Below are 23411 nucleotides of genomic sequence, written 5' to 3' on the forward strand. Positions count from 1 at the left end.
CGAGGCGTATCGCCGGTTAGGGCGTCGGAGATGTCCCGGCTATCGGTTAGAAGGCGGCTTCGTCGAGGGTCATGATGTCGTTGTCGATGGTGGTGAGGATGGTTTTGGTGGCGGTTAGTTCTGGGAGGACGTTTTTGGCGAAGAAGGAGGCTATGGCTACTTTGCCCTGGTAGAAGGGGGTGTCTTTGGGGGTGGCGCCTTCGGAGAGGGCGGCGGCGGCTATTTCGGCTTGGGCCAGGAGGCGCCAGCCGATGAGGAGGTCGCCGACCGACATCAGGAAGCGGACCGAGCCGAGGCCGACCTTGTAGAGCTCGGACGGGTCCTGCTGGGCGGCCATGAGGTAGCCGGTGAGGGTGGCGGCCATGGCGGCGACGTCGGATTGGGCGGTGGCCAGCAGGGCGCGTTCGGTTTCGAAGCGGCCGGTCTGGCCGTCGAGGAAGGCGGTGATCTGGCCGTTGATGTGGGCCAGGGCGGCGCCCTTGTCGCGAATGATCTTGCGGAAGAAGAAGTCCTGGGCCTGGATCGCGGTGGTGCCCTCGTAGAGGGAGTCGATCTTGGCGTCGCGGATGTACTGCTCGATCGGGTAGTCCTGCAGGTAGCCGGAGCCGCCGAAGGTCTGCAGCGATTCGGTGAGGTACTGGTAGGCGCGTTCGGAGCCGACGCCCTTGACGATCGGCAGCAGCAGGTCGTCGACGCGGTGCGCGAGGTCGGGGTCGGCGCCCGAAACCAGTTGCGCCACATCGGCGTTCTGGTGGGCGGCGGTGTAGAGGTAGACCGCGCGCAGGCCTTCGGCGTAGGCCTTCTGCAGAGCCAGCGAACGACGCACGTCCGGATGACGGGTGATCGCGACGCGCGGGGCGGCCTTGTCGGTCATCTGGGTGAGATCGGCGCCCTGGACGCGAGTCTTGGCGTACTCCAGCGCATTCAGGTAACCGGTGGACAGGGTGCCGGTGGACTTGATGCCGACCACCATGCGCGCGTTCTCGATCACCTGGAACATCTGGGCGATGCCGTTGTGCACCTCACCGACCAGCCAGCCCTTGGCCGGCACCGCGCCGCCGAAGGTGACCTCGCAGGTCGGGGAGGATTTCAGGCCCATCTTGTGCTCGACACCGGTGACGTAGACGCCGTTGCGGTCGCCCAGTTCGAGGGTCTCGGAGTCGAAGAGGAACTTCGGCACGTAGAACAGCGACAGCCCCTTGGTGCCCGGGCCCGCGCCTTCGGGCCGGGCCAGCACCAGGTGGAAGACATTGTCCGCGGTCTCGCCGACATCGCCGCCGGAGATGAACCGCTTCACGCCCTCGATGTGCCAGGAGCCGTCCTCCTGCTTGATGGCTTTGGTGCGCCCCGCGCCGACATCGGAACCGGCGTCCGGCTCGGTCAGCACCATGGTTCCTTGCCAGCCGCGCTCGTATCCCTCTGTGGCCCAGCGCTTCTGCTCGTCGGTGCCGACGTTGAACAGCACCGACGCCATGACGGGGCCCATGTTGAAGAAGCTGGCCGACGGGTTGGCGCAGGTGATCATCTCCTGCACCGCCCACACCACGGCGGCGGGCGCGGCGGTGCCGCCCATGCCCTCGGGCAGGCCGAGCCGGCTCCAGTCGGCCTCGTGCACCGCGGCGACGGTCTTGCGCAGCGGCTCCGGCACGGAGATCGAGTACGTAGCCGGGTCGTAGGTCACGGGGTCGCGGTCGGCCGCGGCGAAGGACTCGGCGATCGGCCCTTCGGCCAACCGCTTCACCTCGGCGAGGATCTCGCGGACGGTGTCGGAATCGAGATCGCCGTAGGCGCCGGTATCGAGGAGCTTGTCCAACTCGAGCACCTCGAAGAGGTTGAACTCGAGATCTCGCGCGTTCGCCTTGTAGTGACCCACCGCGGTCCTCCCTGACTCACTGCCGCGGCCCCTGTAGCCACGAATTCGGGTTCTGACGTTGTACAAAACGAAGACTGCCGTACCGCTGTCGAGCTACGCAACCGTAGGCAAAACACTACGTGACCGTAGGTTTCCCCCAGCGCCAACGCGGTAGCCGTAAGGTAACTGTGACCTTTCGAAGGCTGCTGGCAACCATTCCCTGCACCTGCCGGAAACCGTTGCGGTGAGCACTAATTCACCTGGACGAAACGCCCGCAACGGACTCGTCATCGAGAGATATTCCGCCGCAACAACTTCTGGCTACCGTTCGATCCACGAATACAGCCGCTGTATACAGCGCGGTCCACAGGCCGCCGCGGCGAACCCGCGAGCAGCCGTTACGGACCGTGCCGGTGCCGCAGGCGGGCGTATTCGGCACGGCGCGTCCAGCGCCGCCGCTCCACCTGATGAAGTTAGAAGGGTTCGCCCCATGCCAGAATCCCGTGCCGCCCGCCGGCATCCTGCCCGCCTGACCAAAGCGCTGGTCGCGCCCACCGCGCTGGCACTCGCCGGCCTGTTGCTGACCGCCTGCGGCGCCAAGGACGACGCCTCCACCGGCTCGACCGCCGCCTCCTGCGTCGACACCTCCAAGAACTCGATCAAAGTCGGTTCGCTGCACTCGCTTTCGGGCACGATGGCGATCTCCGAGGTCACCGTCGCGAACTCCACCAAGCTGGCCGTGGACCAGATCAACGCCGCGGGCGGCGTCATGGGCAAGAAGATCGAGCTGGTGCTCGAGGACGGCGCCTCGGACCCGAAGACCTTCGCCGAGAAGGCCGAAAAATTGATCAGCTCCGACTGTGTCGCAGCGGTTTTCGGCGGCTGGACCTCCTCGAGCCGCAAGGCCATGAAGCCGAAATTCGAGAGCCTGAACTCGCTGCTCTACTACCCGGTCCAGTACGAGGGCCTGGAGGACAGCAAGAACATCTTCTACACCGGCGCCACCACCAACCAGCAGATCATCCCCGCGCTGGACTACCTGAAGCAGAAGGGCGTGACCTCGCTCTACCTGGTGGGCTCGGACTACGTCTTCCCGCAGACCGCCAACCGCGAGATCAAGGCGTACGCGGCGGCCAACGGCATCGAGATCAAGGGTGAGGACTACACCCCGCTCGGCTCCACCGATTTCTCCACAATCATCAACAAGGTGCGCAGCGCCAAGGCGGGTGCGGTCTTCAACACCCTCAACGGCGACTCCAACGTCGCGTTCTTCCGCGAGTACACCAACGCGGGCCTGAAAGCCGCTGAAATGCCGGTGGTTTCGGTGTCCATCGCCGAGGAAGAGGTCGCGGGCATCGGCGCGCAGAACGTCGCCGGCCAGCTCACGGCCTGGAACTACTACCAGACCGTCGATTCGCCGGTGAACAAGAAGTTCGTCAGCGACTACAAGGCCGCGTTCGGCGCCGACAAGCCGACCTCGGACCCGATGGAAGCCGCCTACGCCTCGGTCTTCCTGTGGAAGAACACCGTCGAGAAGGCGAAGTCGTTCGCGGTGGCCGACATTCAGGCCGCGGCCGACGGCGTCAGCTTCGAAGCGCCGGAGGGCCTGGTCACCATCGACGGCTCCAACCACCACATCACCAAGACCGCCCGGATCGGCGAGATCCGCCCGGACGGCCTGATCTACACGGTGTGGGACTCGGGCAAGGCCGTAGTGCCGGACCCGTACCTGAAGTCCTACGACTGGGCCAAAGGCCTGAAGTAGTAGAGCAGTGACATGGCCGCGGGGCCGCGGCGTGTTCGCGGCCCTAAGTCTCGCGTCCGAGCAGCCGAGACTCGCGCATTCGCGCATGCGCTTCGGCTACTCGGACGCGAGCCGGCCACGAACGGGTCGGTCGTAAGACTCCCTCCGTACGGGGCTGAGTCAGGTTCGAAAGTTAGATACGGAGTCCACCTATGGACGTGGTAATCGGCCAGCTCTTCACGGGGTTGAGCCTGGGATCGATTCTGCTGCTCGCGGCGCTGGGCCTGTCGCTGACCTTCGGTCAGATGGGCGTGATCAACATGGCGCACGGCGAGTTCATCATGGCCGGTTGCTACACGACTTTCGTTGTGCAGAAGGTCATCTCGTCGGCGGGCGTTTCGCTGTTCGTGTCCCTGCTGATCGGGTTTCTGGTCGGTGGCGTGCTGGGCGCCGCGCTGGAAATGGGTTTGATCCGCTGGATGTACGACCGGCCGCTGGACACCCTGCTGGTCACCTTCGGTGTCGGATTGGTGCTGCAACAGCTGGCCCGCGACATCTTCGGCGCGCCCGCCAAGAACGTGCTGGCACCCTCCTGGTTGAGCGGCGGCGTCGACATCATGGGCGCCGTGGTGCCCAAGACCCGCATCTTCATCCTGGTGCTGGCCGTGGTCGCCGTGACCGTGCTCGCGGTGGTGTTGAAGACGACGCCGCTCGGCCGCCGGATTCGCGCCGTGGTGCAGAACCGCGGCCTCGCCGAAACCAGCGGTGTGTCTTCCCGTTTCACCGATATCAGCACCTTCTTCATCGGCTCCGGCCTGGCCGGTGTCGCGGGTGTGGCGCTGACGCTGATCGGGTCGACCAGCCCCACCATCGGGCAGAGCTATCTGATCGACGCCTTCCTCGTGGTCGTGATCGGCGGGCTCGGGCAGATCAAGGGCACGGTCATCGCGGCGTTCGCGCTGGGCCTGCTCAATTCGTTCATCGAATACTCGACCACCGCGTCCATCGCGAAGGTCATCGTGTTCGCCGCGATCGTCATCTTCCTGCAGGTTCGTCCGCAGGGGCTGTTCACTGTCCGGACAAGGAGTCTGGCATGACGACACTCACCGAGAAGATGCGCCAGCATTCTTCAATGACCGCGCTCAGCGGCTTCGCGTTCGCCGCCATCCTGCTGTTCGCGGTGGCTCCGGCGGTACTCAGCGACTTCCGGCTGAACCTGCTCGCCAAGTTCCTCTGCTTCGCCATCGTCGCGGCGGGCATCGGATTGGCTTGGGGCCGTGGCGGAATGCTCACCCTGGGTCAGGGTGTGTTCTTCGGCATCGGCGCCTACGTCATGGCGATGCACCTGCAGATGACCGACGCGGCCCGGCTCGGCAACGACGTGCCGGAGTTCATGGAGATCTCCGGAATCCGCGAATTGCCGTCGTTCTGGCAGCCTTTCGCCTCGGCTCCGGTGGCGATCCTCGGCATCCTGATCTTGCCCGGGCTGGTGGCCGCGGTGCTCGGGTACGGCGTGTTCAAGCGCCGGGTCAAGGGCGCCTACTTCGCCATCTTGAGCCAGGCGCTGGCAGCCGCGCTGGCCATCCTGCTCACCGGCCAGCAGGCCATCGGCGGGTTCACCGGCCTGTCGGATTTCCGGGCGTTCTTCGGCTTCAAGCTGTCGGACCCGGTGAACCGCCAGATGCTGTTCTTCATCGCCGCGGGCACGCTGCTGGTGGTGGTCGCGCTGGTGCGGCAGCTGATGCACAGCCGGTACGGGGAACTGCTGGTGGCCGTGCGGGATCAGGAGGAGCGCGTCCGCTTCCTCGGCTACGATCCGGCCAATATCAAGATCGTCGCGTACGTGGTGGCGGCGTTCTTCGCCGGTATCGCGGGTGCGCTGTTCACCCCGATCGTCGGCATCATCTCCCCCGCCGATATCGGCGTCGTGCCGTCGATCGCTTTCCTGATCGGCGTTGCCATCGGCGGTCGCACCACGCTGCTCGGACCGGTGCTGGGCGCGATCGGTGTGGCCTGGGCGCAGACCGCGCTCTCTGAGCAATTCCCGTCAGGCTGGACCTATCTGCAGGGCGTGCTGTTCATCGTGGTGGTCGGCTTCATTCCGGCGGGACTCGCGGGCGTGTGGCCGATGCTGAAGGGCTTCGTGGACAGCCGGTTCCGGCGTACGAAGGCCGCGGTCGTGGTGCACGAAGCCCCTGAAGTCGAAACCGTCGAGCCGGAGAAGGTGGAAACTCGATGACCACGGCAACAACCCACGAGCCCAAGCTCGGCGGCAACGCGGGCATGGACAGCGAGTATCTCGAAATCCGCGGGCTCTCCGTCAGTTTCGACGGCTTCAAAGCCGTCACCGACATGGATCTCACTGTGCTGCAAGGCGATCTGCGATTCCTGATCGGCCCCAACGGCGCTGGTAAGACGACTTTGATCGACGCGATCACGGGCCTGGTGCCCGCCACCGGCTCGGCGCAGAAGTCCGGCGCGGAGCTGCTCGGCAAGAAGGTGCACCAGATCGCCCGGCTCGGCGTCGGCCGAACCTTCCAGACGGCAAGCGTTTTCGAGCAGTTGAGCGTCTTGCAGAATCTGGATATCGCGGCGGGCGCCGGGCGTTCGGCGCTGACACTGCTCCGGCGGCGCAAGTCGGTGCTGCCGAGTATCGAAGAGGCACTGGAGATCACGGGTCTGGGCGCGCTGCGCGACCAGCCCGCCGGTGTGCTCGCGCACGGACAGAAGCAGTGGCTGGAGATCGGCATGCTGCTGGTGCAGAACGCCTCGGTGCTGCTGCTCGACGAACCGGTCGCGGGCATGAGCGCCGAGGAACGCGAAGAGACCGGAAACCTGTTGCGCCGCATCGGCGGTGACCGTGTGGTCGTGGTCGTCGAGCACGACATGGACTTCATGCGCGCCTTCGCCACCTCCGTCACGGTGCTGGCCGGCGGCAAGGTGCTCAGCGAAGGCACCGTCGAGCAGGTTCAGGCCGATCCGAAGGTGCAGGAGGTCTACCTCGGCACCGCGGCCGCCGTCGGCACCGAACTCGAAACCGAGGAAACCGCCAAAGTTACAGTGCAGGAGGCCTGATGCTCGAGCTGATCGACATCCACTCGGGTTACGGCCGGACCGAGGTGATCCACGGCGTCTCGGTCGCCGTGCCCGACAACAGCGTCGTCGCCGTGATGGGCCACAACGGTGCGGGCAAGACCACGCTGTTGCGCACCGCCGTCGGCCTGATCGGCAGCAAATCCGGGATGATCCGGTTCGACGGGGAGAACATCACCAAGCTGTCCCCCTCCCGGCGGGTCAAGCGCGGGATCGCCTACGTCCCGCAGGGGCAGCAGAGTTTTCCCCAGCTGTCCACAGCCGAGAATTTGCAGGTCGTCGCCGACGGCCGCAAACGCGGCAAAGCGCTGATCGACGAATCGCTCGACCTGTTCCCCGCGCTGCGTGAACTGCTCCCCCGCAAGGCCGGCCTGCTCTCCGGCGGTCAGCGCCAGCAACTGGCGATCGCGCGGGCCCTGATCACCGAGCCGAAATTGCTCATCCTGGACGAGCCCACCGAAGGTATCCAGCCCTCGGTGGTCGCCGAGATCGAGCGCACCATCATCGATCTGACCCAGCGCGGCGGCCTCAGCGTGCTGCTGGTGGAGCAGCACATCGGCTTCGCTCTGCAAGCGGCGCAACGCTATTACGTGCTGCAATCGGGGCGGGTGAGTTCCACCGGCGACGGTGGCGCGGGCGCGGAGTCCGCGGTCCGCTCGGCGATGGCGATCTGAGTCGCCTATGGCCGGCAGGGGGCGGATATCGCTGGGCGAGCGGGTGTATCACGCTATGCGGCGCGATCTGGCCGCGGGCGCGATCGTCCCCACCGAACGGCTGCGCGAGGAACGGCTGGCCGAAATCTACGGTGTCTCACGCACTCCGGTGCGCGAGGCGCTGGCCCGCCTACAGGCCGACGGGTTGGTCGAGCGCCAATCCGACGGCCTGTACCCGTACCGGCCGCGGCTGGGCGAGCTCGATCAGCTCTACGAACTGCGAATCCTGCTGGAAGCCAGGGGTATCCAGCGGGTACTCGGACGTACCGGCGCACCGTCGTCGTTTCCGGGCTGGGCGCCCTGGGACCCGGCTGCGGCCCATGATCTTTCGCTGGTCCACGCGGAACTGGACACCTGGAAGCGGCTGCGCGACAACCCGCCCGAACCCGGACCCGCGCTCGTCGCCGCCGACGAACAGTTTCACACCACGCTGCTCGCGGCGGCAGGGAATAGGGCGTTGACCGAGGCACTTTCGGCGGTCTACATCCGAGTTCGGCCGGTCCGCACCCTGGACCTCTACACAACCGAACGCATTGCCGCGATGACGGACGACCACATCACGATCGCCGAGCACCTGCTGTCCGGCGATCCGGATACCGCGCTGCGTGCTTTGCTCGCGCACCTGGAGATGTCCCGCACGCACGTGCTGGCGCGGGCACAGCAGGCGCTGGAGTTCACGAAACTCGGCCGGGCCATGCGTGATTAGTAGCGGGGATCGCGGCTGCTCAGCAGGTGGTCTGGAATGGGAAGCAGTTTTTCGGGGTGTAAGACGGGGGCGAAGGTGTGACCGAGGTCGTCTGGGCGGGTGCGGGGTCGGATTGCGCGGACCCGTCGATGAAAACCTTTGCGATCACCCAGAGTACGAGCAGCATGCCGATCACGGCGACGACGACCGCGCCCCAGGCGCCCGCCTTCTGGCGTCTGGTCTGCGGGCCCGGGGTGTGCGGCGGGCGCTGCGGGCGGGGTGGCTTGGTCGACGGTGTCACCTCGCCGAGCGGGGTGGGCCTGACCTCGTCGAACCCGTCGGCGAGCAGTTCCGCGCGCGACGGCGGCGGATCCAGGCCCAGCACCTGCGCCGCCTGGACCACCCGGTCCACGGTCCAGCTGCGGGCGCCGGCGGAGAAGCCCTCCAGATAGATGCGTAGCTCGGTGGCGTCGTCGACGTTCGCGATCACCACATCGAGACCGGGTCGAATAGCTGTGCGGGCCGGGCGGACCATCGCGCCGCGCTCCGGGACCAGCACCACGACACCGCAGACGTCCCCTGGATCCTGCAGTGCCCGTTCTAGTTTCGTACGCACCGCGTAGACGCACTGCTCCAGTCGGTCGATAGGACTGGTGTCGCTGTCGTCGAGGTCGGCGGGCGCCTCGCTGACCTTCCAGGGTCCCTCGTCGGTGATATTGAGAATCCCGCTCTGCCGCTTGCGGAAGCCGCGGATCTCGGCGACGGTGATGCCGCGCGGGGTGATGACCACCGCGTCGATCTGGCGGGTGCCGTGCACCCCAACGTGGACATCTACGGCGGCGAGGCCGGTGCTCGGGTAGGAACGCAGGCAGTCGACAAACTCCTGTTCGGCTGCCGAGAGCTGCGCTCCCGCCCTGATCTTCACCAGCATCGCTATCCCCTGCCAACCCGTTCGAAGCGCGGCGGCTGCCCTTCCTCGCCGACCGCACCCGTTCCGATGATGCCCGCCCGACTGACTCGGGGCCACCGAAAGCCGAGAACTAACTGGGGATACATCATCGCGACATTCGCAGGTACGCTCGCCAACGCTGGCCCAGACGGGCGGGAACCCCACGCGAGAGGCGGACTGCGATGACGGAACCACGGATCGCACCTGGCCGGGTCCGGGAACTCGGACCTATCAATTGGGTTGTCTGGCAGGTGCTTTCCCGCGCCGCGGGCACCAGCGACGCACACCTGTTCAGCACGCTCGGCCGCACCGGCGGCCTGTTCCGCGGCTGGCTGCACTACTCCGGCAAACTCATGCCCGGCGGGCGGCTGCCGCGGCACGAGGCCGAGCTCGTCATCATGCGGGTCGCCCATCTGCGCGAATGCGAATACGAGATGGACCACCACATCCGGCTCGGCAAGAAGGCGGGCGTCACGCCCGAGATCCTCGAACGCCTGCGCAGCGGCCCCACCGCGCCCGGCTGGTCGGACAAGCACCGCGCGCTGCTCACCGCCGTCGACCAGATCGTGGCGACCCGCGATCTCGACGACACCGCCTGGGCCGCGCTCGCCGCGCACTACGACGAGCGCCGCCTCATCGAAATCGTCCTGCTCACCAATCAATACGAGGGCCTGGCCGCCTCCATCACCGCCCTGCGCATCCAACGCGACGGGTTCTGAGGCGGCGGCTCAGCGTTCGATGAGCAGCGTCTCCAAGCCGTCCAGTACCAGGGTGAGGCCGAATTGCCAGGCATGGTCGGCGCTGTAAGCCGCGTCCTGGTTTTGCCCGGCGGCCGCGCCGACCCGGGCGGCCACTGGATAGCGCTGGGTATCGAAGACCTGCTCCAGTAGCGGCGCGGCGCGTTCCCACCATTGCTGGTCGGACATCTTGCTGTCGGCGGCCGCGCGTTCGGTGTCGATGGCGATGCGTGCGACCGAGGTGACGAACCCGAGCAGGTGGGTCAGGGCAGCGTCCATCTCCACGTCGCTGAGCCCGATGCGCTCGAAGGCTCGCAGTTCATGGTCGTATTTGGCGGCCAGGCCCGGGCCGAGCGGCGGCCGGGTGGTCGGCAGGTAGGCCACCCACGGATGCCGCGCGAGCAACGCGCGGTTCTCCTCGGCGATCGTGGTGACCCGCGCGCGCCAGTCCAGGCCGGACAGCTCCGCGCGCGGCATCCGCTGGTAGACGGTGTCGAGCATCAGGTCGACCAGTTCGGCCTTGCCGGGGACGTAGGTGTAGGTCGCCATCGGCGTGAGCCCCAGCTTCGCGGCCACCGCGCGCATGGTCAGCGCCTCTAGTCCGGCCGCGTCCGCGAGCTCGAGGGCGGCGCCCACCACGGCGTCGATGCTGCTGCGTTGTTTCGGTCCGCGCGCGGGTTTTCCCGGTACGCGCCAGAGCAATTCGAGCGTGCGCGCGGGATCACCCGCACTGCTGCGTTCCTTTACCGCCAAGTCCGCCTCCTTCGCTGGAGCCTAGATCGTATCGATGTGACTCAGCTCATAGTGCAGCGCCTCGGAAATTATTCTACAAAGTACAGCGTACTAAGTATAGAGTTTATTCACCGAGTTCGAGGAGGCCGCATGACCATCACCGCATCCACCATCTCCCTCAACGTCGCCGACCCGCAGACCTCGGCGCAGTTCCTGACCGACACCCTCGGCTTCGCCGAACAGATGTCGGCCGACGGATTCATCGCCCTGGCCCACCCCGAGGCCGGGATGAGCGTCGTCTACCTGGCCGTCGGCCTGAAGTCCTTCAAGCCGCTGGACAAGGCGGGCGCCGCGGGCGAGGGCCTGCTGGTCGCGTTCACGGTGGACAACATCGACGCGGAGTACGAGCGCCTGCAGGCCGCGGGCGTACCGATCGTCACGCCGATCGAGACCGAGCCCTGGGGTGAGCGGTACTTCCAGATGGTCGATCCGAACGGGATCATCATCCAGCTGGTGCAGTGGGTCTGATGAATACCGCTGCGGCGAAGGATCTCCGGGTTACCGGAGATCCTTCGCCGCGCTCGGGATGACGAGTCAGCTCAGGGCTGCGCGGAAAACCTCGACCGCCGGGGTGGAGGGACGGCCGAGCAGCTTCTGCAGGTCGCCGGAGTCGACGTCGAGGACACCCTGGGAGATGCCGGTGTCCGCATCGGCCAGCGCCTTGGCCACGGCGGCGGGTAGGCCCGCGCCTTCGAGCGCCGCGGCGTAGTCGGATTCCGGGAGATTCTCGTACCGCACCGGCTTGCCCGATGCTTCGGAAATCACCTGGGCCAGTTCGGAATAGGTGAGGCGCTCGTCGCCGCCGAGTTCGTAGATACGCCCGGCATGGCCCTCGGAGGTGAGGACCTTGGCGGCCGCCTCCGCGTAGTCGGCGCGAGCCGCGGCCGCTACTCGGCCGTCGCCCGCGGCGCCGTGCAGAACACCGGTTTCGACGGCGTGCGCGAGGCCGCCGAAATAGTTCTCCCAGTACCAGCTGTTGCGCAGGAAGACGTGCGGGACAGTCGATGCCGCGAGGACGGCCTCCGTGCCGGCATGCTCCTGCGCGAGGAACACCGGGTTCTCGTCGGCTTTCGGAATGCTGGTGTAGGCGAGGAGTTCCACCCCGGCGCGCTCGGCGGCGCGAGTCACGTTGGTGTGCTGGTCGACTCGCTGCCCGAATTCGTTGCCCGAGATCAGCAGCACGCGATCCACTCCGGCGAGGGCCCGATCCAGCGCGGCGGGATCGCCATAGGAGGCCTGGCGGATCTCGACGTCCGGCCCGGCCAGATCGGCGACCTTCTGCGGATCGCGCACGATCGCGACGACCGGGGTGGATCCGGCGCGCACCAGCGCTTCGACGACGAGACGGCCCAGCTGACCACTGGCTCCGGTGACTGCGACGGTCATGACTTACCTCCAGGTTCAAGTACTGTTCTGCAAGCACTAACTAATAGTTAGCACTATTCATTCCGCCAGCACGCTTGTCAAGAGCGGTACTATCGAATGCATGAGTACCCAGCGCACCCCGTCGGCCGATGCCGACGACCCCACGCTGGAAGCCGACGTTTTCGCAAGAAACTGCACTTCACGGCCGGTTTTGCAGAACGTCGCCAGCCGGTGGGGAACCCTGGCCCTCGTCGCGTTGCGCGAGGGGCCGTACCGGTTCAGCGCCCTGCGCCGCCGCGTCGACGGTGTGAGCGAGCGCATGCTCTCGCAGACCCTGCAAGGCCTGGAACGCGACGGACTGGTGCATCGCGAGGTGCACGAGACCATCCCCCCGCGCGTCGAATACACCCTCACCGAGATCGGCGCGCAGGTCGCCGAACACCTGGAAGCCCTGATCCGGGTGCTGGAAACCAACATGCCGCGGATCGAGGAAGCCCAGACGGCCTACCACCGCGGCTGAAACGGGAAGGTCCACGCGGCGTCCGCGGTTGACTGTGGCATGGATCTCTCCGACGCCGTCGATTTCGCCCGCACCGCACGCCGTTCCGTACTCACCACCATCCGCCGCAACGGCCGGCCACAGCTGTCCAATGTGCTGCACCTGGTCGGCGACGAAGGCATCATCCGCATCTCCATCACCGCCGACCGTGCCAAGTACCACAACCTGCGCCGGGACCCCTGGGCCGCGCTGCACGTGACGCGAGACGACTTCTTCGCCTACGCCGTCCTCGAGGGCACCGTCGAACTCACGCCGATCGCCGAAAACCCCGACGACTCCACCGTCGAGGAACTCGTCGCGTACTACCGCGAAGCCACCGGCGAGCACCCGGACTGGAACGAATACCGGCGGGCCATGGTCGAAGACCGCCGCGTCATGGCCAGGTTCACACCGGCCGGCGCCTACGGAATGCTCAGCTGATCAGCTTCGAGACGGTGACGAAACTGTAGCCCTGAGCACGCAATTCGGCGACGATGCGCGGGATTGCGGCCAGTGAGCTCGCGCCCTGATCGCTCATGACGTGCAGCAGCACGATCGAGCCGGGACGCACTTTGCCGACGGTCTCGGCGACGATCTCCGCCGCCGAGGCGACCTTGCCGGAGTCGGGTTCGACATCCCACATCACCGTGGTCCGGTCGTGGTCGGACAGGTACTTGGGCAGCCCCCACAGCTTCTTCCCATACGGCGGCCGGAACGTAATCGGGCCCTGGTAACCGGTTTTCGCGATCTCGGCGTCGGTCCCCGCCACCTCGTCCCGCACCGTGCCGGAGGAGACGAGCACCATCCGCCGATGCGAATAGGTGTGGTTGCCGATCTCGTGCCCGGCCTGCGCGATCGCGCGCCCCGCCTCGGGATTCGCCGCCAAATCCCGCCCGTTCAGATAGAACGTCGCCGGAATACCGGCGTCGGCAAGCACTTTCAGCACCTCGGCCGTCTTACCGGTCGGCCCGTCGTCCAGCGTCAGCGCCACAACCTTCTCGCTGGTGTCCACCCGATCCACCAGCCGCCCCGCGAGCTGATAGGTCCGCGAGTTCATCAGGTAGTAGCCCCCGACCACGAGCAACACCAGGACAACGAGAGTCAGCGCACCACCGACCAACAACTTCCGACGCACCCGCGCCTGTATACCAGAGCCGCGCGAAAAAAGTGATGGCCCGACGCCGGCGGCTTGCGCCGGCATCGGGCCATTCGCATGGTTACCCGCCAGACTGTCCGATCAGAAGTTGATCATGTGGCCGGCCAGGCCGTGGATCGCTTCCTGCAGTGCTTCGCTCAGCGTCGGGTGGGTGTGGACGTTGCGGGCCAGCTCGTTGACCGTGAGGTCCCACTTCTGGGCCAGGGTCAGCTCGGGCAGCAGCTCGGAGACGTCGGGGCCGATGAGGTGGCCGCCGAGCAGTTCGCCGTGCTTGGTGTCGGCGATCAGCTTGACGAAACCGTTCGGGTCGCCGAGGCCGTGCGCCTTGCCGTTGGCGGTGAACGGGAAGGTCGCGACCTTCACGTCGTAGCCTTCGTCGCGGGCCTGCTGCTCGGTCAGGCCGAAGCTGGCGACCTGCGGCTGGCAGAAGGTGGCGCGCGGCATCATGCGGTAATCGCCGAGGGCGAGGGTCTCCGCGCCGCCGATGGTCTCCGCGGCGACGACACCCTGGGCTTCGGCGACGTGCGCGAGCTGCAGCTTCGCGGTGACGTCACCGATGGCGTAGATGTGCGGCACGTTGGTGCGCATGGAGTCGTCGATGGCGATGGCGCCGCGATCGGTCAGCTCGACGCCGGTGTTCTCCAGGCCGTAGCCCTCGACGCGGGGCGCGAAGCCGACAGCCTGCAGCACCTTGTCGACGGTGACGGTCTCGACATTGCCGGACTTGTTGTCCTTGATCTGGACGGTGACCTTGGAGCCGTCGTCGTCGATGGACTGCACGGCGGCACCGGTGGAGATGGTGATGCCGAGCTTCTTGTACGCCTTGGTGATCTCCTTGGAGACGTCGGCGTCCTCGTTCGGCAGCGCGCGGTCCAGGAACTCCACGATGCGCACGTCGACGCCGTAGTTCTTCAGGACGTAGCCGAACTCCATGCCGATCGCGCCGGCGCCGACGATGAGGATCGAGCCGGGCAGGTCCCGGGTCAGGATCTGCTCTTCGTAGGTGACGACGTTGTCGGACAGCTGGGTGCCCGGCAGCAGCTTGGTGATGGTGCCGGTCGCGATGATCACGTTGTCGAACGTGATGGTCTCGGAGCCGCCCTTGGTCAGTTCGACCGCGATGGTGTTGGCGTCGACGAAGGAGCCCTTGCCGTCGAACTCGTCGATCTTGTTCTTCTTCATCAGGAAGTGGACGCCCTTGACCCGGCCGTCCGCGACCTTGCGGCTGCGGTCGAACGCGGCGCCGAAGTCGAAGCTCACGTCCCCGGAGATGCCGAAGGTCTTGGCTTCCTTGTGGAAGATGTGCGCCAGTTCAGCGTTGCGCAGCAGCGCCTTGGAGGGGATGCAGCCCACATTGAGGCAGACACCACCCCAATACTTCTGCTCGACGATGGCGGTGCGGAGGCCGAGTTGTGCCGCGCGGATGGCGGCGACATATCCGCCAGGACCGGCACCGAGAACGACAACGTCGTAATGGGAAGTCACGCTCCGAGCCTAACTCCGTCACCGAACGTTGGCCCACCCGTCCCCCGGGAAATAAATGCATCGATAGGGTGATCGTGTGGATCTGGACGGTTTGGCGGGCGGCAAACGCCTCGCTCTGGATCCGACGGACACCACGGCATCGACGCATTTGATCCGTTTGGTACGCGATGCCGCCCGCGCCGCCGGGGCCGGTGCGGATCGGCTCGCCGCCATCCACGGAACCGATGACGCGACGCTCGCCGGGGAGCTGAACCGGATCCCGCTGCAGTCCCTGATCCAGCTGTGGGAAGCGGTCGCGACCGCACGGCCAGGCCCGGGCGCGGGTCTCGCGGTGGCCGCAGCCGCGCCGCTCGGAACCCTGACCACCTGGGATTATCTCGTCACCAACGGCCCGACGCTGGCCGCTGCGCTGCACGCGGCCCAGCCCTATCACCGCCTGGTGACCGCCGCCGCCGAAGGCTTCGACCTGCACCACGACGGCGAACTGACCGTCGGCTTCCGCACCACCGCGGGCGATCCGGCGGTGGTCGCCGTGGTCAACGAATATGTGCTCGCCTACTACCTGCGACGGGCTCGCGAGGCCACCGGTCGCGCGGTGATCCCGGCCCGTGTCACGTTCGGCCACAGCGCTCCCCCGGATCACCGCCTGTTGGTGGACGCGTTCGGGACCGCCGCGATCGAATTCGACGCGGGGGCCGACAGCATCACCTTCGACGCGGCCGACGCCACGGCACCGCTCCCCCGCGCGGACCCGATGCTGGCCGACCTGTTGCGCAGCCACGCGGGCCTGGTGCTCGCCTCCGCGCGCCCACTGCCGAGTCCGCTGGAGGCCTTCCGGATCGCCCTGGCCGCGGCGATCGCGGACGGGGATCCGACGCTGGCGACGGTCGCGCGGCGGCTCGCCATGAGTACGCGCAGCCTGCAACGGCATCTCGCCGACCACGACACCACATGGCGGCACGAATACGACTCGGTTCGCTATGAACAGGCGAAAACACTGCTCGCCGAAGGCCGTTTGACCACCGCGGCGGTCGCGGATCGACTCGGATTCACCGACGACCGGGCCCTGCGCAAGGCGTTCCGGCGCTGGTCGGGGACGTCCCCTTCGGAGCTGCGCGCCGCCTCGGCGTAAGCGTGGCGCGTTTGGACCGGTGCGCGTCATCCGCGGACCTCGGAATGAGTCTCGCTGCCTCATAACGTCATTCGTGTCGGATCGAACGGTCCGAACACGGACCACGCAGAAGAGGCAGTGTCATGCAGAACCAGGCAATCCTGACCGAGACCGCCACCCTCCCCACCACCTCGCGGGAGATCCAGCTGGCGGCGCGCCCGACCGGTGCGCCGACCGCCGAGCACTTCGCACTCGTCGAGCGGGAGTTGCCCGAGTTGGCCGAGGGCCAGATCCTGGTGCGCAACACCTGGATGTCGGTTGACCCGTACATGCGCGGCCGGATGGACGATCGCCCGTCCTACATCCCGCCGTTCCAGCTGGGCGCCGCCCTGGAAGGTTCGGCAGTGGGCGAGGTCATCGCCTCTCGCGCCACCGAGATCCCGGTCGGCACAACGGTTTCGCACTTCGCCGGATGGCGGGAGCACGCGGTTCTCGATGCCGCGACGGTCACCCCGATCGACCCGGAACTCGCCGCACCGCAGCACTACCTGGGCGCGCTCGGCACCACGGGCCTGACCGCCTACGCGGCCCTCACCGACGTGGCGCCGGTCAAGCCGGGCGACACCGTGTTCATCTCCGCGGCCGCCGGCGCGGTTGGCAGCGTGGCCGGGCAGATCGCGAAAGCCCTTGGAGCAGCGAAGGTTATCGGTTCCGCCGGTGGCCCGGTGAAGACCGAGCTGCTGCTGGAGGAATTCGGCTACGACGCCGCGATCGATTACCGCGCAGGCGATCTCGCCGGTCAACTGGCCGCGGCCGCGCCGGAGGGCATCGACGTCTACCTCGACAGCGTCGGCGGCGAACACCTGCGCGTCGCGGTCGACGCCCTGCGCCAGCACGGCCGCGTCGCCCTGGTCGGCGCCATCAGCGGCTACAACGGCGGCACCGCCGAGCCCGGCCCCGACCTGTACAAGGCCGCGACCAAGGAGGCGACACTGCGCGGCATGCTGGTCAACAGCTACTTCCCGATCTTCGGCGAATACATCGGCAAGGCCGCGACCTGGCTGGCCGACGGCACCGTACGAACGAAGGAAACCGTCTACAACGGCCTCGACCAGGCCCCGGCCGCCTTCCTCGGCGTCCTCTCCGGCGCAAACACCGGCAAGATGCTGGTCCGCCTCGGCTGATCGGTTCAGTCGCGGAAGACTTCTTTAGCAATACGGGAGAAGTTGCCGCCGAAGACGGCGGCGATATCGGACTCGGAGAATCCCCGGTCGGCGAGCACCTCGTCCAGACCGGGGACTTCGGCGTTTCCGAGCCAGTCCTCCGGCGGAGTCCATTGCAGCGGACCGTATTTGGTGTATTCCTCGGAGAAGTTTTCCGGGTTCTCCGCGATCGCCCGGTTGAACTCGTCGTGGTCGAACGAGTAGTCCGACCCGACGCCGACATGTTCGATCCCGACCAACTCGGCCCCGTATTCGATATGCCGCGCCATCGCCGCCACCCGCTCGGCCCGTTCGGATTCGGCGTTGTGCCCCAGGAAGATTCCCACCCCGTTGATGCCGATCACGCCACCCGTGCGGGCGCAGGCAAGCGCCTGTTCGTCGGTGATATTGCGCGGATGTGCCCACAGCGCTGCGAAATTGGAGTGGCTGTAGATCATCGGGGCCGCGGTGAGCTCGGCCATGTCCAGGCCGCTGCGCCGGGAGCAGTGCGAGCCGTCGACGAACATGCCGACCTCGTTGAGTGTGCGGACCACGTCACGCCCGTAGGCGGTCAGCCCGGTGTCCTCGGTGTCCAGGCAGCCGCAGCCCGCGGCATTGGCGTGGTTGTAGGTCGTGGCGAGCGAGCGGACACCCAGCTCGTGAAACATCTCGATGTTGTCGAGATTGCCGCCCAGCGGACCGGAATCTTCGAGATCGAAAGCCAGCGCGATCAGTTCGCCCGCGCATTCGGCGATGTCGCTGTAGCGCTGGACCAATCGGAAGCGGCCGTCGTCGAGGGCGTCCTTGCGGAAGAGCTCCGCCATGGCCACCGCGTCCGCGGTCGACTCCGGTGCGTACCCCACGTTCAGCGAGACATAGGACCCCACCGGATAGCGGGCCGCCTCGGCGATCGACGCCGACGGTAGCAGCGGTAGGCAGCAATGCTGTTCCCACACGAAGGGCGGCACTCGGACTCCTTTGGATCGCGGACTATCGATCTAAACGAAATGGCATACGCCCAGGTTCCTGGCCCCATTTCGAGACGAAGCCGCTACCTATCCGTGCCTAACGAGGTGTCCGATTCACCCGATCTACCGGGTACCTGATGATCCTCTGCCCGAAGGCTGGTGCGACATGCGTCGCATATTCTCCCTCTTTGTCGTGCTGTCCGCGCTCGTGACGCTGGCGACCCTGGTGGTCACCGCGGCCCCGGCAAGTTCGACGCCCTCCTACTGCGGCCTGGTCTGGGGCTCGCTGAACAAATCGATTCCGACCGGTTCCCAGACCCCGCTGACGAATATCCGTTCCGGCCGCCACCAATGCTTCGACCGCCTGGTCTTCGACCTCGCGGGCCCGGTATCGGGTTACCACGTCGCCTATACCGACCGGGTGACCATGGATGGTTCCGGCGCCCCGGTCCCGCTGCGCGGCGGCGCTTTCCTGCAGGCCGCCGTCTACGCCCCGGCCTACGACAACGCGGGCAACAGCACCTACCACCCCGCGAACCGCAACGAACTGACCGACGTGACCGGCTACAGCACCTTCCGGCAGGTCGCGTGGGCGGGTTCGTTCGAGGGCCAGACCACGGTCGGACTGGGTGTGCGCGCCCGGCTGCCATTCCGCGTGTTCACCCTCGACGGGCCCGGCAACGGCTCCCGGGTGGTGCTCGATGTGGCCCACTATTGGTGACCCGGACGGCCTTGACACGACATCTCGGTGACAATATCTCTCATGAGCGATCCATACCTCTGGCTTGAAGAGGTGACCGACGAGCGGGCGCTGGACTGGGCCCGGGCGCATAACGACGTGGTCGTGGGGCGTTTTGCCGCCTCCGACCGGTTCAGCGAGCTCGAGCGCCGCATCCTGGACATGCTCGACGACGACACCAAGGTGGCCTATCCGGGCCGGCGCGGCAAGTGGCTGTACAACTTCTGGCGTGACGCCCAGCATCCGCGCGGGTTGTGGCGGCGCACCACGTTCGAGGAGTACGCCAAGGAGTCCCCGGCGTGGGATGTGCTCATCGACGTGGACGCGCTGGCGGCCGCCGAGGACGAGAACTGGGTGTGGGGCGGCGCGGGTGTGCTGCGGCCGGAGCAGAACCGCGCGCTGATCAGCCTGTCGCGTGGCGGCGCGGACGCCAAGGTGGTCCGCGAATTCGATCTCGGGAACAGGCAATTCATCGACGCGGCGGACGGCGGTTTCTATCTGCCCGAGGCGAAGTCCCGGATCAGCTGGATCGACATCGATTCCGTCTACGTGGGCACCGATTTCGGTCCGGGCTCGCTCACCGACTCCGGCTATCCGCGGATCGCCAAACGCTGGCAGCGGGGCACCGAATTGTCTGCCGCCGAAACGGTTTTCGAGGGTGCGGCGGGCGATGTCGCGGTCTCGGCCGGTTACGACCGCACACCCGGGTACGAACGCCACTACGTCGGACGGGCTTCGGACTTCTTCAACGAAGAGGTCTACCTGCTCGACAAGGACGGTTCGCTCCGCCACTTGGACGTGCCCACCGACGCCAGCGAATCCTGGTACAAGGATTGGCTGACCATCCGCTTGAAGTCGGCGTGGGAGGTGGGCGGCAAGACCTACCCGCCCGGCGCGCTGCTGGCCATCGACTTCGAGAAGTTCCTCTCCGGCGCAAGGGAATTCGAGGTGCTGTTCACCCCGGACGCGCACACCGCGCTGCACGGGTACGGCTGGACCGAGAACCACCTGATCCTGTCCACCCTCGAGGACGTGCAGACCAAGCTGTACGTCCTCACTCCGGGCTCCGACGGCTGGGCTCGCCGGGCGCTCGCGGACACCCCGCCGATGGCGACCACCGGCGTGATGAACCTGGACCCGCTCGAGGGCGGCGACGAATTCATGCTGATGACAAGCGGTTTCACCACCCCGACTACGCTGCTGGCCAGCTCGGTCGGCGGCGAGACCACGCAGCTGAAGCAGGAAACCGAGCACTTCGACGCCGACGGCATCGTGACCGAGCAGTTCTTCGCTCGTTCCGATGACGGAACCATGGTGCCGTACTTCGTCCTCCGGCATCGCGACCGGATGGACAGCCCCGGCCCGACGGTGATGTCCGGCTACGGCGGCTTCGAGGTCTCGCGCACCCCCGCCTACAGCGGCGCGTCCGGGATGGGCTGGCTGGAACGCGGCGGCACCTGGGTGATGACCAACATCCGCGGCGGCGGCGAGTACGGCCCCGAATGGCACACCCAGGTGCAGAAGGCGAACCGGCACAAGGCGTTCGAGGACTTCGCGGCGATCGCCAAGGACCTGGTCGCCCGCGGCATCACCACCGCCGGGCAACTGGGCGCGGTGGGCGGCAGCAACGGCGGCCTGCTCATGGGTGTGATGCTGACCCGCTACCCGGAGTTGTTCGGCGCCATCGTGTGCCAGGTGCCGCTGCTGGACATGAAGCGCTACCACCTGCTGCTGGCGGGCGCGTCCTGGATCGCCGAGTACGGCGACCCGGACAAGCCGGAGGAGTGGGCCTACCTCGCCGAGTATTCGCCGTACCAGAACGCGCGCGCCGACGCGACGTACCCGCCGATCCTGCTAACCACCTCCACCCGCGACGACCGCGTGCACCCCGGCCATGCGCGAAAGATGGCCGCACTCCTGGAAGAACAGGGCCACACCTTCTGGTACCACGAGAACATCGAAGGCGGCCACGGCGGCGCAGCCGACAACAAACAGTCGGCCTTCCAAGCCGCCCTGATCTACGAATTCTTCATCCAAATGCTGTTCGAAAACAAAAAATCTCGCTGACCCAGTACCTCAGGGCGAACGCCGAGCGCAGCGAGGCAAGCCCGAAGCAGTGCGGCACCGGGGAAGCGAAGCGCCCCCGGTGCCCCTCCGACCCCCGGTAGTCGGGACGAAAACCGAGCGCCAGCGAGGCTTCGTCCCGACTACCGCAACCACTTCTCGATGCGGTCGAGAGTGCTTGCGGGATCGGTGATCCAGCCGTTGTGACCGAGCTTTTCCGGCTGATGCCATTCGGTCACTTCGGCTTTCGGCATTTTCGACAGCAGATGCTCGGCAGAGCCGGGCGGTGTGAGGTCGTCGCCGGTGATGGTGATCGACAGCACCGGCAGCTGCAGCCGGCCGATGCGCTCCTCGTAATCGATGTCGGCGCCGACGGGCCGGAACCGGCCGGTGCGGGCCAGTCGCGCCCAGTCCGAGATCAGCACCTTGGACTGGCGGCCGAAGCCGCCCACCGTGATTCGGTCACCGGGCCAGAAACCGGTAAGGCCGGCGGTCAGCGCGGCCGCGGCCGTGCCGAACAGGATGCCGGGACCGAAGACGCCCGGATAGCCCTTGTGGTACGGGGTGCCGGAGGCGACCAGGATGAGCCCGCCGAGCCGCCCACGGATGCGCGAGGCGTACATGACGGCGAACTGGCCCCCCATGCTGTGCCCGAGCAGATACGGCGTGCTGGAAGGGAATCGGGTGCGCACCACCTCGAAGATGGCGGGGAAGTCGACCGACACCAGTTCGTGGTAGCCATAGGTGCTGGACGCGCTCGGCTTGGGCCGGCTGTCACCGTTGCCGCGGATTTCGCCGATCGCGACGTCGAAGCCGCGTCCCGCCAGCTGGCCCGCGAAGTACTCGTAATACCCACCGGGGACACCTAATCCGGGCACGAGCACCACCACCGGACGGGGTGCGTCCGGTGTCACGGGGTGCTTGTGCGCGCCCTGGGCGGGGAACAGCCGCACCGGGATCGTGCTGCCATCCGGGACCTGAATGGGGACGGTCTCCATTACGCCCCGACAGCTCCCATGATCACCCGGCTGAGGACGCGGATCACATCGTCCAGCGGTGGCCGCGGATCGGCGCCGCTCCACGAATCGACCACGTAGTTGACCGCGCCGATGATGGCCAGCACGCGCATTTCGTAGTCGCCGGTGGGGATTTCGCCGTGCATGGCGGCATCCTCGGCGGCACTGGCGAGCAGCGAACCCCAGACGCGGCGCAGCTCCAACCGGAACTTCTCCACCTTGGGGCCGGCGCCGACCACCTCGACCAGCGCCACGCGCGCCTTACGTGGATCGGCGCCGATGGCTTCGACGTAGGCCCGGACGGCCGCGTCGATGATCTCCAGGGCGCTGGCTTCGGCCTTCTTGTCCAGCGCGGCGGTGACCGCTTCGCGCGACTCCCGATCGATCTGCTCGTAGAGCTCGAGTAGCAGCGATTCCCGGCCGGTGAACTCCTCGTAGAACTGGCGCGAGGAGAGCCCGGCGTCCTTACAGATAGCGCCCACCGAACTATTGGCGTAACCGTCGCGCGCGAAGACCGTGAGGCCCGACTCCAGAAAACGCGCACGCCGCTGACGTTGCCGGTCCTCTACGGGTTGCCCGGCATACATTCGTCCCGTATTCGCATCCTGTGACATTGGGGCAGACAATACCGAAGGCCCCGATCCCCTCGTCATGGATCGGGGCCTTCGCTTCAACCTCCGGCTGACCGCGCGTTAGCCAAAAGTTGGCGGGAAAACACCTGTCATACAACGACTCCGATCTAACGGCCGCCACTCCGCTGTCACTAGCTGTTTGCCGACACGGACGATACCGAGGCACCCGCGGCCCGCGGGCAATTTTGGAGGGAAATCGTAGAATTTTTTGCGAACGGACCGGTTCCCCTGAAACGCGAAGTTTGCCGGGTTCCTCCCGGACGCCGGAACCGCCGGCTCGCAGCGGCCCGGCATTGGCCGGCCACGGCCACCCGAATCCCGATGGGCGCACGGGGCTTCCGGCACGCCGGCCGAGAACGCCGAACCACCGGAAGCGAATTCGTAATGCCCCGCCGTTCAATTCGCGGTAATACCCGCTACACCGCCACGCAATCGGGCCCGAAACCATCCGTACCCGTTTGTCCTTCGCGATTTTCCCGAACCGATCCGAGACCATCGTCGGCACCGAATCACTAGCGACTACCCGCAGGTCGCACGAAGGTTTGGCGATAGCGGGTTGCCGCCCAGCAA

23 protein-coding genes are annotated in these 23411 nt (G+C 66.7%); 14 read left to right on the forward strand and 9 right to left on the reverse strand.

Annotation, left to right across the window (positions count from 1 at the left end):
* Nucleotides 1-46: 46 nt before the first annotated feature.
* Nucleotides 47-1873 carry an acyl-CoA dehydrogenase gene (locus IBX22_RS15225; protein ID WP_194816226.1) on the reverse strand — a complete coding sequence of 609 codons (1827 nt, stop codon included), beginning with the start codon at nucleotides 1871-1873 and terminating at the stop codon, nucleotides 47-49.
* Between the two features lie 469 nt (nucleotides 1874-2342).
* Here IBX22_RS15225 and urtA point away from each other — a divergent pair, with 469 nt between their 5' ends.
* The 6 genes from urtA (at nucleotide 2343) to IBX22_RS15255 (ending at nucleotide 8108) form a co-directional block, all read left to right on the forward strand.
* Entirely contained in the window at nucleotides 2343-3617 is a 1275-nt protein-coding gene (gene urtA / locus IBX22_RS15230; RefSeq protein WP_194816227.1) for an urea ABC transporter substrate-binding protein, read from the forward strand.
* 191 nt (nucleotides 3618-3808) lie between these two features.
* A complete protein-coding gene (urtB, locus tag IBX22_RS15235) occupies nucleotides 3809-4693 on the forward strand; it encodes an urea ABC transporter permease subunit UrtB (RefSeq protein ID WP_194816228.1) in 885 nt (294 codons plus the stop codon).
* On the forward strand, nucleotides 4690-5835 hold the full coding sequence (urtC, locus tag IBX22_RS15240; protein ID WP_194816229.1) for an urea ABC transporter permease subunit UrtC: 1146 nt from the start codon (nucleotides 4690-4692) through the stop codon (nucleotides 5833-5835). Before urtB ends, urtC begins: the two co-directional genes overlap by 4 nt.
* Nucleotides 5832-6671 carry an urea ABC transporter ATP-binding protein UrtD gene (gene urtD, locus IBX22_RS15245; RefSeq protein WP_194816230.1) on the forward strand — a complete coding sequence of 280 codons (840 nt, stop codon included), beginning with the start codon at nucleotides 5832-5834 and terminating at the stop codon, nucleotides 6669-6671. The genes urtC and urtD overlap by 4 nt, the downstream gene beginning before the upstream one ends.
* The gene (gene urtE / locus IBX22_RS15250; RefSeq protein WP_194816231.1) at nucleotides 6671-7363 is read left to right on the forward strand and encodes an urea ABC transporter ATP-binding subunit UrtE; all 693 of its coding nucleotides are present in this window, start codon (nucleotides 6671-6673) and stop codon (nucleotides 7361-7363) included. The genes urtD and urtE overlap by 1 nt, the downstream gene beginning before the upstream one ends.
* A gap of 7 nt (nucleotides 7364-7370) precedes the next feature.
* Entirely contained in the window at nucleotides 7371-8108 is a 738-nt protein-coding gene (locus IBX22_RS15255; RefSeq protein ID WP_194816232.1) for a GntR family transcriptional regulator, read from the forward strand.
* A 19-nt stretch (nucleotides 8109-8127) separates the two neighbouring features.
* Here IBX22_RS15255 and IBX22_RS15260 read toward each other — a convergent pair whose 3' ends face one another.
* The gene (locus IBX22_RS15260; protein ID WP_194816233.1) at nucleotides 8128-9018 is read right to left on the reverse strand and encodes a nuclease-related domain-containing protein; all 891 of its coding nucleotides are present in this window, start codon (nucleotides 9016-9018) and stop codon (nucleotides 8128-8130) included.
* A gap of 200 nt (nucleotides 9019-9218) precedes the next feature.
* Here IBX22_RS15260 and IBX22_RS15265 point away from each other — a divergent pair, with 200 nt between their 5' ends.
* On the forward strand, nucleotides 9219-9755 hold the full coding sequence (locus tag IBX22_RS15265; protein ID WP_194816234.1) for a carboxymuconolactone decarboxylase family protein: 537 nt from the start codon (nucleotides 9219-9221) through the stop codon (nucleotides 9753-9755).
* A gap of 9 nt (nucleotides 9756-9764) precedes the next feature.
* On the opposite strand, the gene IBX22_RS15270 is transcribed toward IBX22_RS15265, so the two are convergent.
* Entirely contained in the window at nucleotides 9765-10526 is a 762-nt protein-coding gene (locus IBX22_RS15270) for a TetR/AcrR family transcriptional regulator (protein ID WP_194816235.1), read from the reverse strand.
* 129 nt (nucleotides 10527-10655) lie between these two features.
* Here IBX22_RS15270 and IBX22_RS15275 point away from each other — a divergent pair, with 129 nt between their 5' ends.
* Nucleotides 10656-11033 carry a VOC family protein gene (locus IBX22_RS15275; RefSeq protein ID WP_194816236.1) on the forward strand — a complete coding sequence of 126 codons (378 nt, stop codon included), beginning with the start codon at nucleotides 10656-10658 and terminating at the stop codon, nucleotides 11031-11033.
* A 66-nt stretch (nucleotides 11034-11099) separates the two neighbouring features.
* On the opposite strand, the gene IBX22_RS15280 is transcribed toward IBX22_RS15275, so the two are convergent.
* Nucleotides 11100-11951, reverse strand: a complete 852-nt coding sequence (locus IBX22_RS15280) for an SDR family oxidoreductase (protein ID WP_194816237.1) — start codon at nucleotides 11949-11951, stop codon at nucleotides 11100-11102.
* A gap of 100 nt (nucleotides 11952-12051) precedes the next feature.
* Between IBX22_RS15280 and IBX22_RS15285 the strand changes: the two genes are divergently transcribed.
* The gene (locus IBX22_RS15285; RefSeq protein WP_194816238.1) at nucleotides 12052-12450 is read left to right on the forward strand and encodes a helix-turn-helix domain-containing protein; all 399 of its coding nucleotides are present in this window, start codon (nucleotides 12052-12054) and stop codon (nucleotides 12448-12450) included.
* Between the two features lie 39 nt (nucleotides 12451-12489).
* Entirely contained in the window at nucleotides 12490-12909 is a 420-nt protein-coding gene (locus IBX22_RS15290) for a PPOX class F420-dependent oxidoreductase (protein WP_194816239.1), read from the forward strand.
* Here the strand turns inward: IBX22_RS15290 and IBX22_RS15295 are convergent.
* Nucleotides 12902-13603 carry a polysaccharide deacetylase family protein gene (locus IBX22_RS15295; protein ID WP_194816240.1) on the reverse strand — a complete coding sequence of 234 codons (702 nt, stop codon included), beginning with the start codon at nucleotides 13601-13603 and terminating at the stop codon, nucleotides 12902-12904. The two genes, IBX22_RS15290 and IBX22_RS15295, sit on opposite strands and share 8 nt — an antisense overlap.
* 102 nt (nucleotides 13604-13705) lie before the next feature.
* The gene (lpdA, locus tag IBX22_RS15300) at nucleotides 13706-15109 is read right to left on the reverse strand and encodes a dihydrolipoyl dehydrogenase (RefSeq protein WP_194816241.1); all 1404 of its coding nucleotides are present in this window, start codon (nucleotides 15107-15109) and stop codon (nucleotides 13706-13708) included.
* A gap of 76 nt (nucleotides 15110-15185) precedes the next feature.
* Here lpdA and IBX22_RS15305 point away from each other — a divergent pair, with 76 nt between their 5' ends.
* Both IBX22_RS15305 and IBX22_RS15310 read left to right on the forward strand, forming a co-directional pair.
* The gene (locus tag IBX22_RS15305; protein ID WP_309234630.1) at nucleotides 15186-16241 is read left to right on the forward strand and encodes an AraC family transcriptional regulator ligand-binding domain-containing protein; all 1056 of its coding nucleotides are present in this window, start codon (nucleotides 15186-15188) and stop codon (nucleotides 16239-16241) included.
* A gap of 122 nt (nucleotides 16242-16363) precedes the next feature.
* Nucleotides 16364-17404: an NADP-dependent oxidoreductase gene (locus tag IBX22_RS15310; RefSeq protein WP_194816242.1), complete on the forward strand. Its 1041-nt coding sequence runs from the start codon at nucleotides 16364-16366 to the stop codon at nucleotides 17402-17404.
* Nucleotides 17405-17409: 5 nt separating this feature from the next.
* Here IBX22_RS15310 and IBX22_RS15315 read toward each other — a convergent pair whose 3' ends face one another.
* Nucleotides 17410-18390 carry a dipeptidase gene (locus IBX22_RS15315; RefSeq protein ID WP_194816243.1) on the reverse strand — a complete coding sequence of 327 codons (981 nt, stop codon included), beginning with the start codon at nucleotides 18388-18390 and terminating at the stop codon, nucleotides 17410-17412.
* A 166-nt stretch (nucleotides 18391-18556) separates the two neighbouring features.
* On the opposite strand from IBX22_RS15315, the gene IBX22_RS15320 reads away from it, so the two are divergent.
* Nucleotides 18557-19111, forward strand: coding sequence for a hypothetical protein (locus IBX22_RS15320; RefSeq protein WP_194816244.1), 555 nt, complete (start codon nucleotides 18557-18559; stop codon nucleotides 19109-19111).
* 42 nt (nucleotides 19112-19153) lie between these two features.
* Nucleotides 19154-21196, forward strand: a complete 2043-nt coding sequence (locus IBX22_RS15325) for a prolyl oligopeptidase family protein (RefSeq protein ID WP_194816245.1) — start codon at nucleotides 19154-19156, stop codon at nucleotides 21194-21196.
* A 140-nt stretch (nucleotides 21197-21336) separates the two neighbouring features.
* Here the strand turns inward: IBX22_RS15325 and IBX22_RS15330 are convergent, their stop codons facing one another.
* Both IBX22_RS15330 and IBX22_RS15335 read right to left on the reverse strand, forming a co-directional pair.
* Entirely contained in the window at nucleotides 21337-22191 is an 855-nt protein-coding gene (locus IBX22_RS15330) for an alpha/beta fold hydrolase (protein ID WP_194816246.1), read from the reverse strand.
* Entirely contained in the window at nucleotides 22191-22823 is a 633-nt protein-coding gene (locus IBX22_RS15335; RefSeq protein WP_228538823.1) for a TetR/AcrR family transcriptional regulator, read from the reverse strand. The genes IBX22_RS15330 and IBX22_RS15335 overlap by 1 nt, the downstream gene beginning before the upstream one ends.
* Between the last annotated feature and the right edge of the window lie 588 nt (nucleotides 22824-23411).

Origin of the sequence: Nocardia sp. XZ_19_385, assembly GCF_015355755.1 — a bacterium.
In the GTDB taxonomy this organism is placed as follows: Bacteria; Actinomycetota; Actinomycetes; order Mycobacteriales; family Mycobacteriaceae; genus Nocardia.

What these genes read in the sequence shown, in the direction of transcription:
- IBX22_RS15255 (WP_194816232.1), top strand. Translation starts at nt 7,371, where the DNA reads ATGGCCGGCAGGGGGCGGATATCGCTGGGCGAGCGGGTGTATCACGCT.
- IBX22_RS15290 (WP_194816239.1), top strand. Translation starts at nt 12,490, where the DNA reads ATGGATCTCTCCGACGCCGTCGATTTCGCCCGCACCGCACGCCGTTCC.
- urtC (WP_194816229.1), top strand. Translation starts at nt 4,690, where the DNA reads ATGACGACACTCACCGAGAAGATGCGCCAGCATTCTTCAATGACCGCG.
- IBX22_RS15335 (WP_228538823.1), bottom strand. Translation starts at nt 22,823, where the DNA reads ATGTCACAGGATGCGAATACGGGACGAATGTATGCCGGGCAACCCGTA.
- urtE (WP_194816231.1), top strand. Translation starts at nt 6,671, where the DNA reads ATGCTCGAGCTGATCGACATCCACTCGGGTTACGGCCGGACCGAGGTG.
- IBX22_RS15310 (WP_194816242.1), top strand. Translation starts at nt 16,364, where the DNA reads ATGCAGAACCAGGCAATCCTGACCGAGACCGCCACCCTCCCCACCACC.
- IBX22_RS15330 (WP_194816246.1), bottom strand. Translation starts at nt 22,191, where the DNA reads ATGGAGACCGTCCCCATTCAGGTCCCGGATGGCAGCACGATCCCGGTG.
- IBX22_RS15265 (WP_194816234.1), top strand. Translation starts at nt 9,219, where the DNA reads ATGACGGAACCACGGATCGCACCTGGCCGGGTCCGGGAACTCGGACCT.
- IBX22_RS15320 (WP_194816244.1), top strand. Translation starts at nt 18,557, where the DNA reads ATGCGTCGCATATTCTCCCTCTTTGTCGTGCTGTCCGCGCTCGTGACG.
- urtD (WP_194816230.1), top strand. Translation starts at nt 5,832, where the DNA reads ATGACCACGGCAACAACCCACGAGCCCAAGCTCGGCGGCAACGCGGGC.
- IBX22_RS15260 (WP_194816233.1), bottom strand. Translation starts at nt 9,018, where the DNA reads ATGCTGGTGAAGATCAGGGCGGGAGCGCAGCTCTCGGCAGCCGAACAG.
- IBX22_RS15280 (WP_194816237.1), bottom strand. Translation starts at nt 11,951, where the DNA reads ATGACCGTCGCAGTCACCGGAGCCAGTGGTCAGCTGGGCCGTCTCGTC.
- IBX22_RS15325 (WP_194816245.1), top strand. Translation starts at nt 19,154, where the DNA reads ATGAGCGATCCATACCTCTGGCTTGAAGAGGTGACCGACGAGCGGGCG.
- IBX22_RS15275 (WP_194816236.1), top strand. Translation starts at nt 10,656, where the DNA reads ATGACCATCACCGCATCCACCATCTCCCTCAACGTCGCCGACCCGCAG.
- urtB (WP_194816228.1), top strand. Translation starts at nt 3,809, where the DNA reads ATGGACGTGGTAATCGGCCAGCTCTTCACGGGGTTGAGCCTGGGATCG.
- IBX22_RS15285 (WP_194816238.1), top strand. Translation starts at nt 12,052, where the DNA reads ATGAGTACCCAGCGCACCCCGTCGGCCGATGCCGACGACCCCACGCTG.
- urtA (WP_194816227.1), top strand. Translation starts at nt 2,343, where the DNA reads ATGCCAGAATCCCGTGCCGCCCGCCGGCATCCTGCCCGCCTGACCAAA.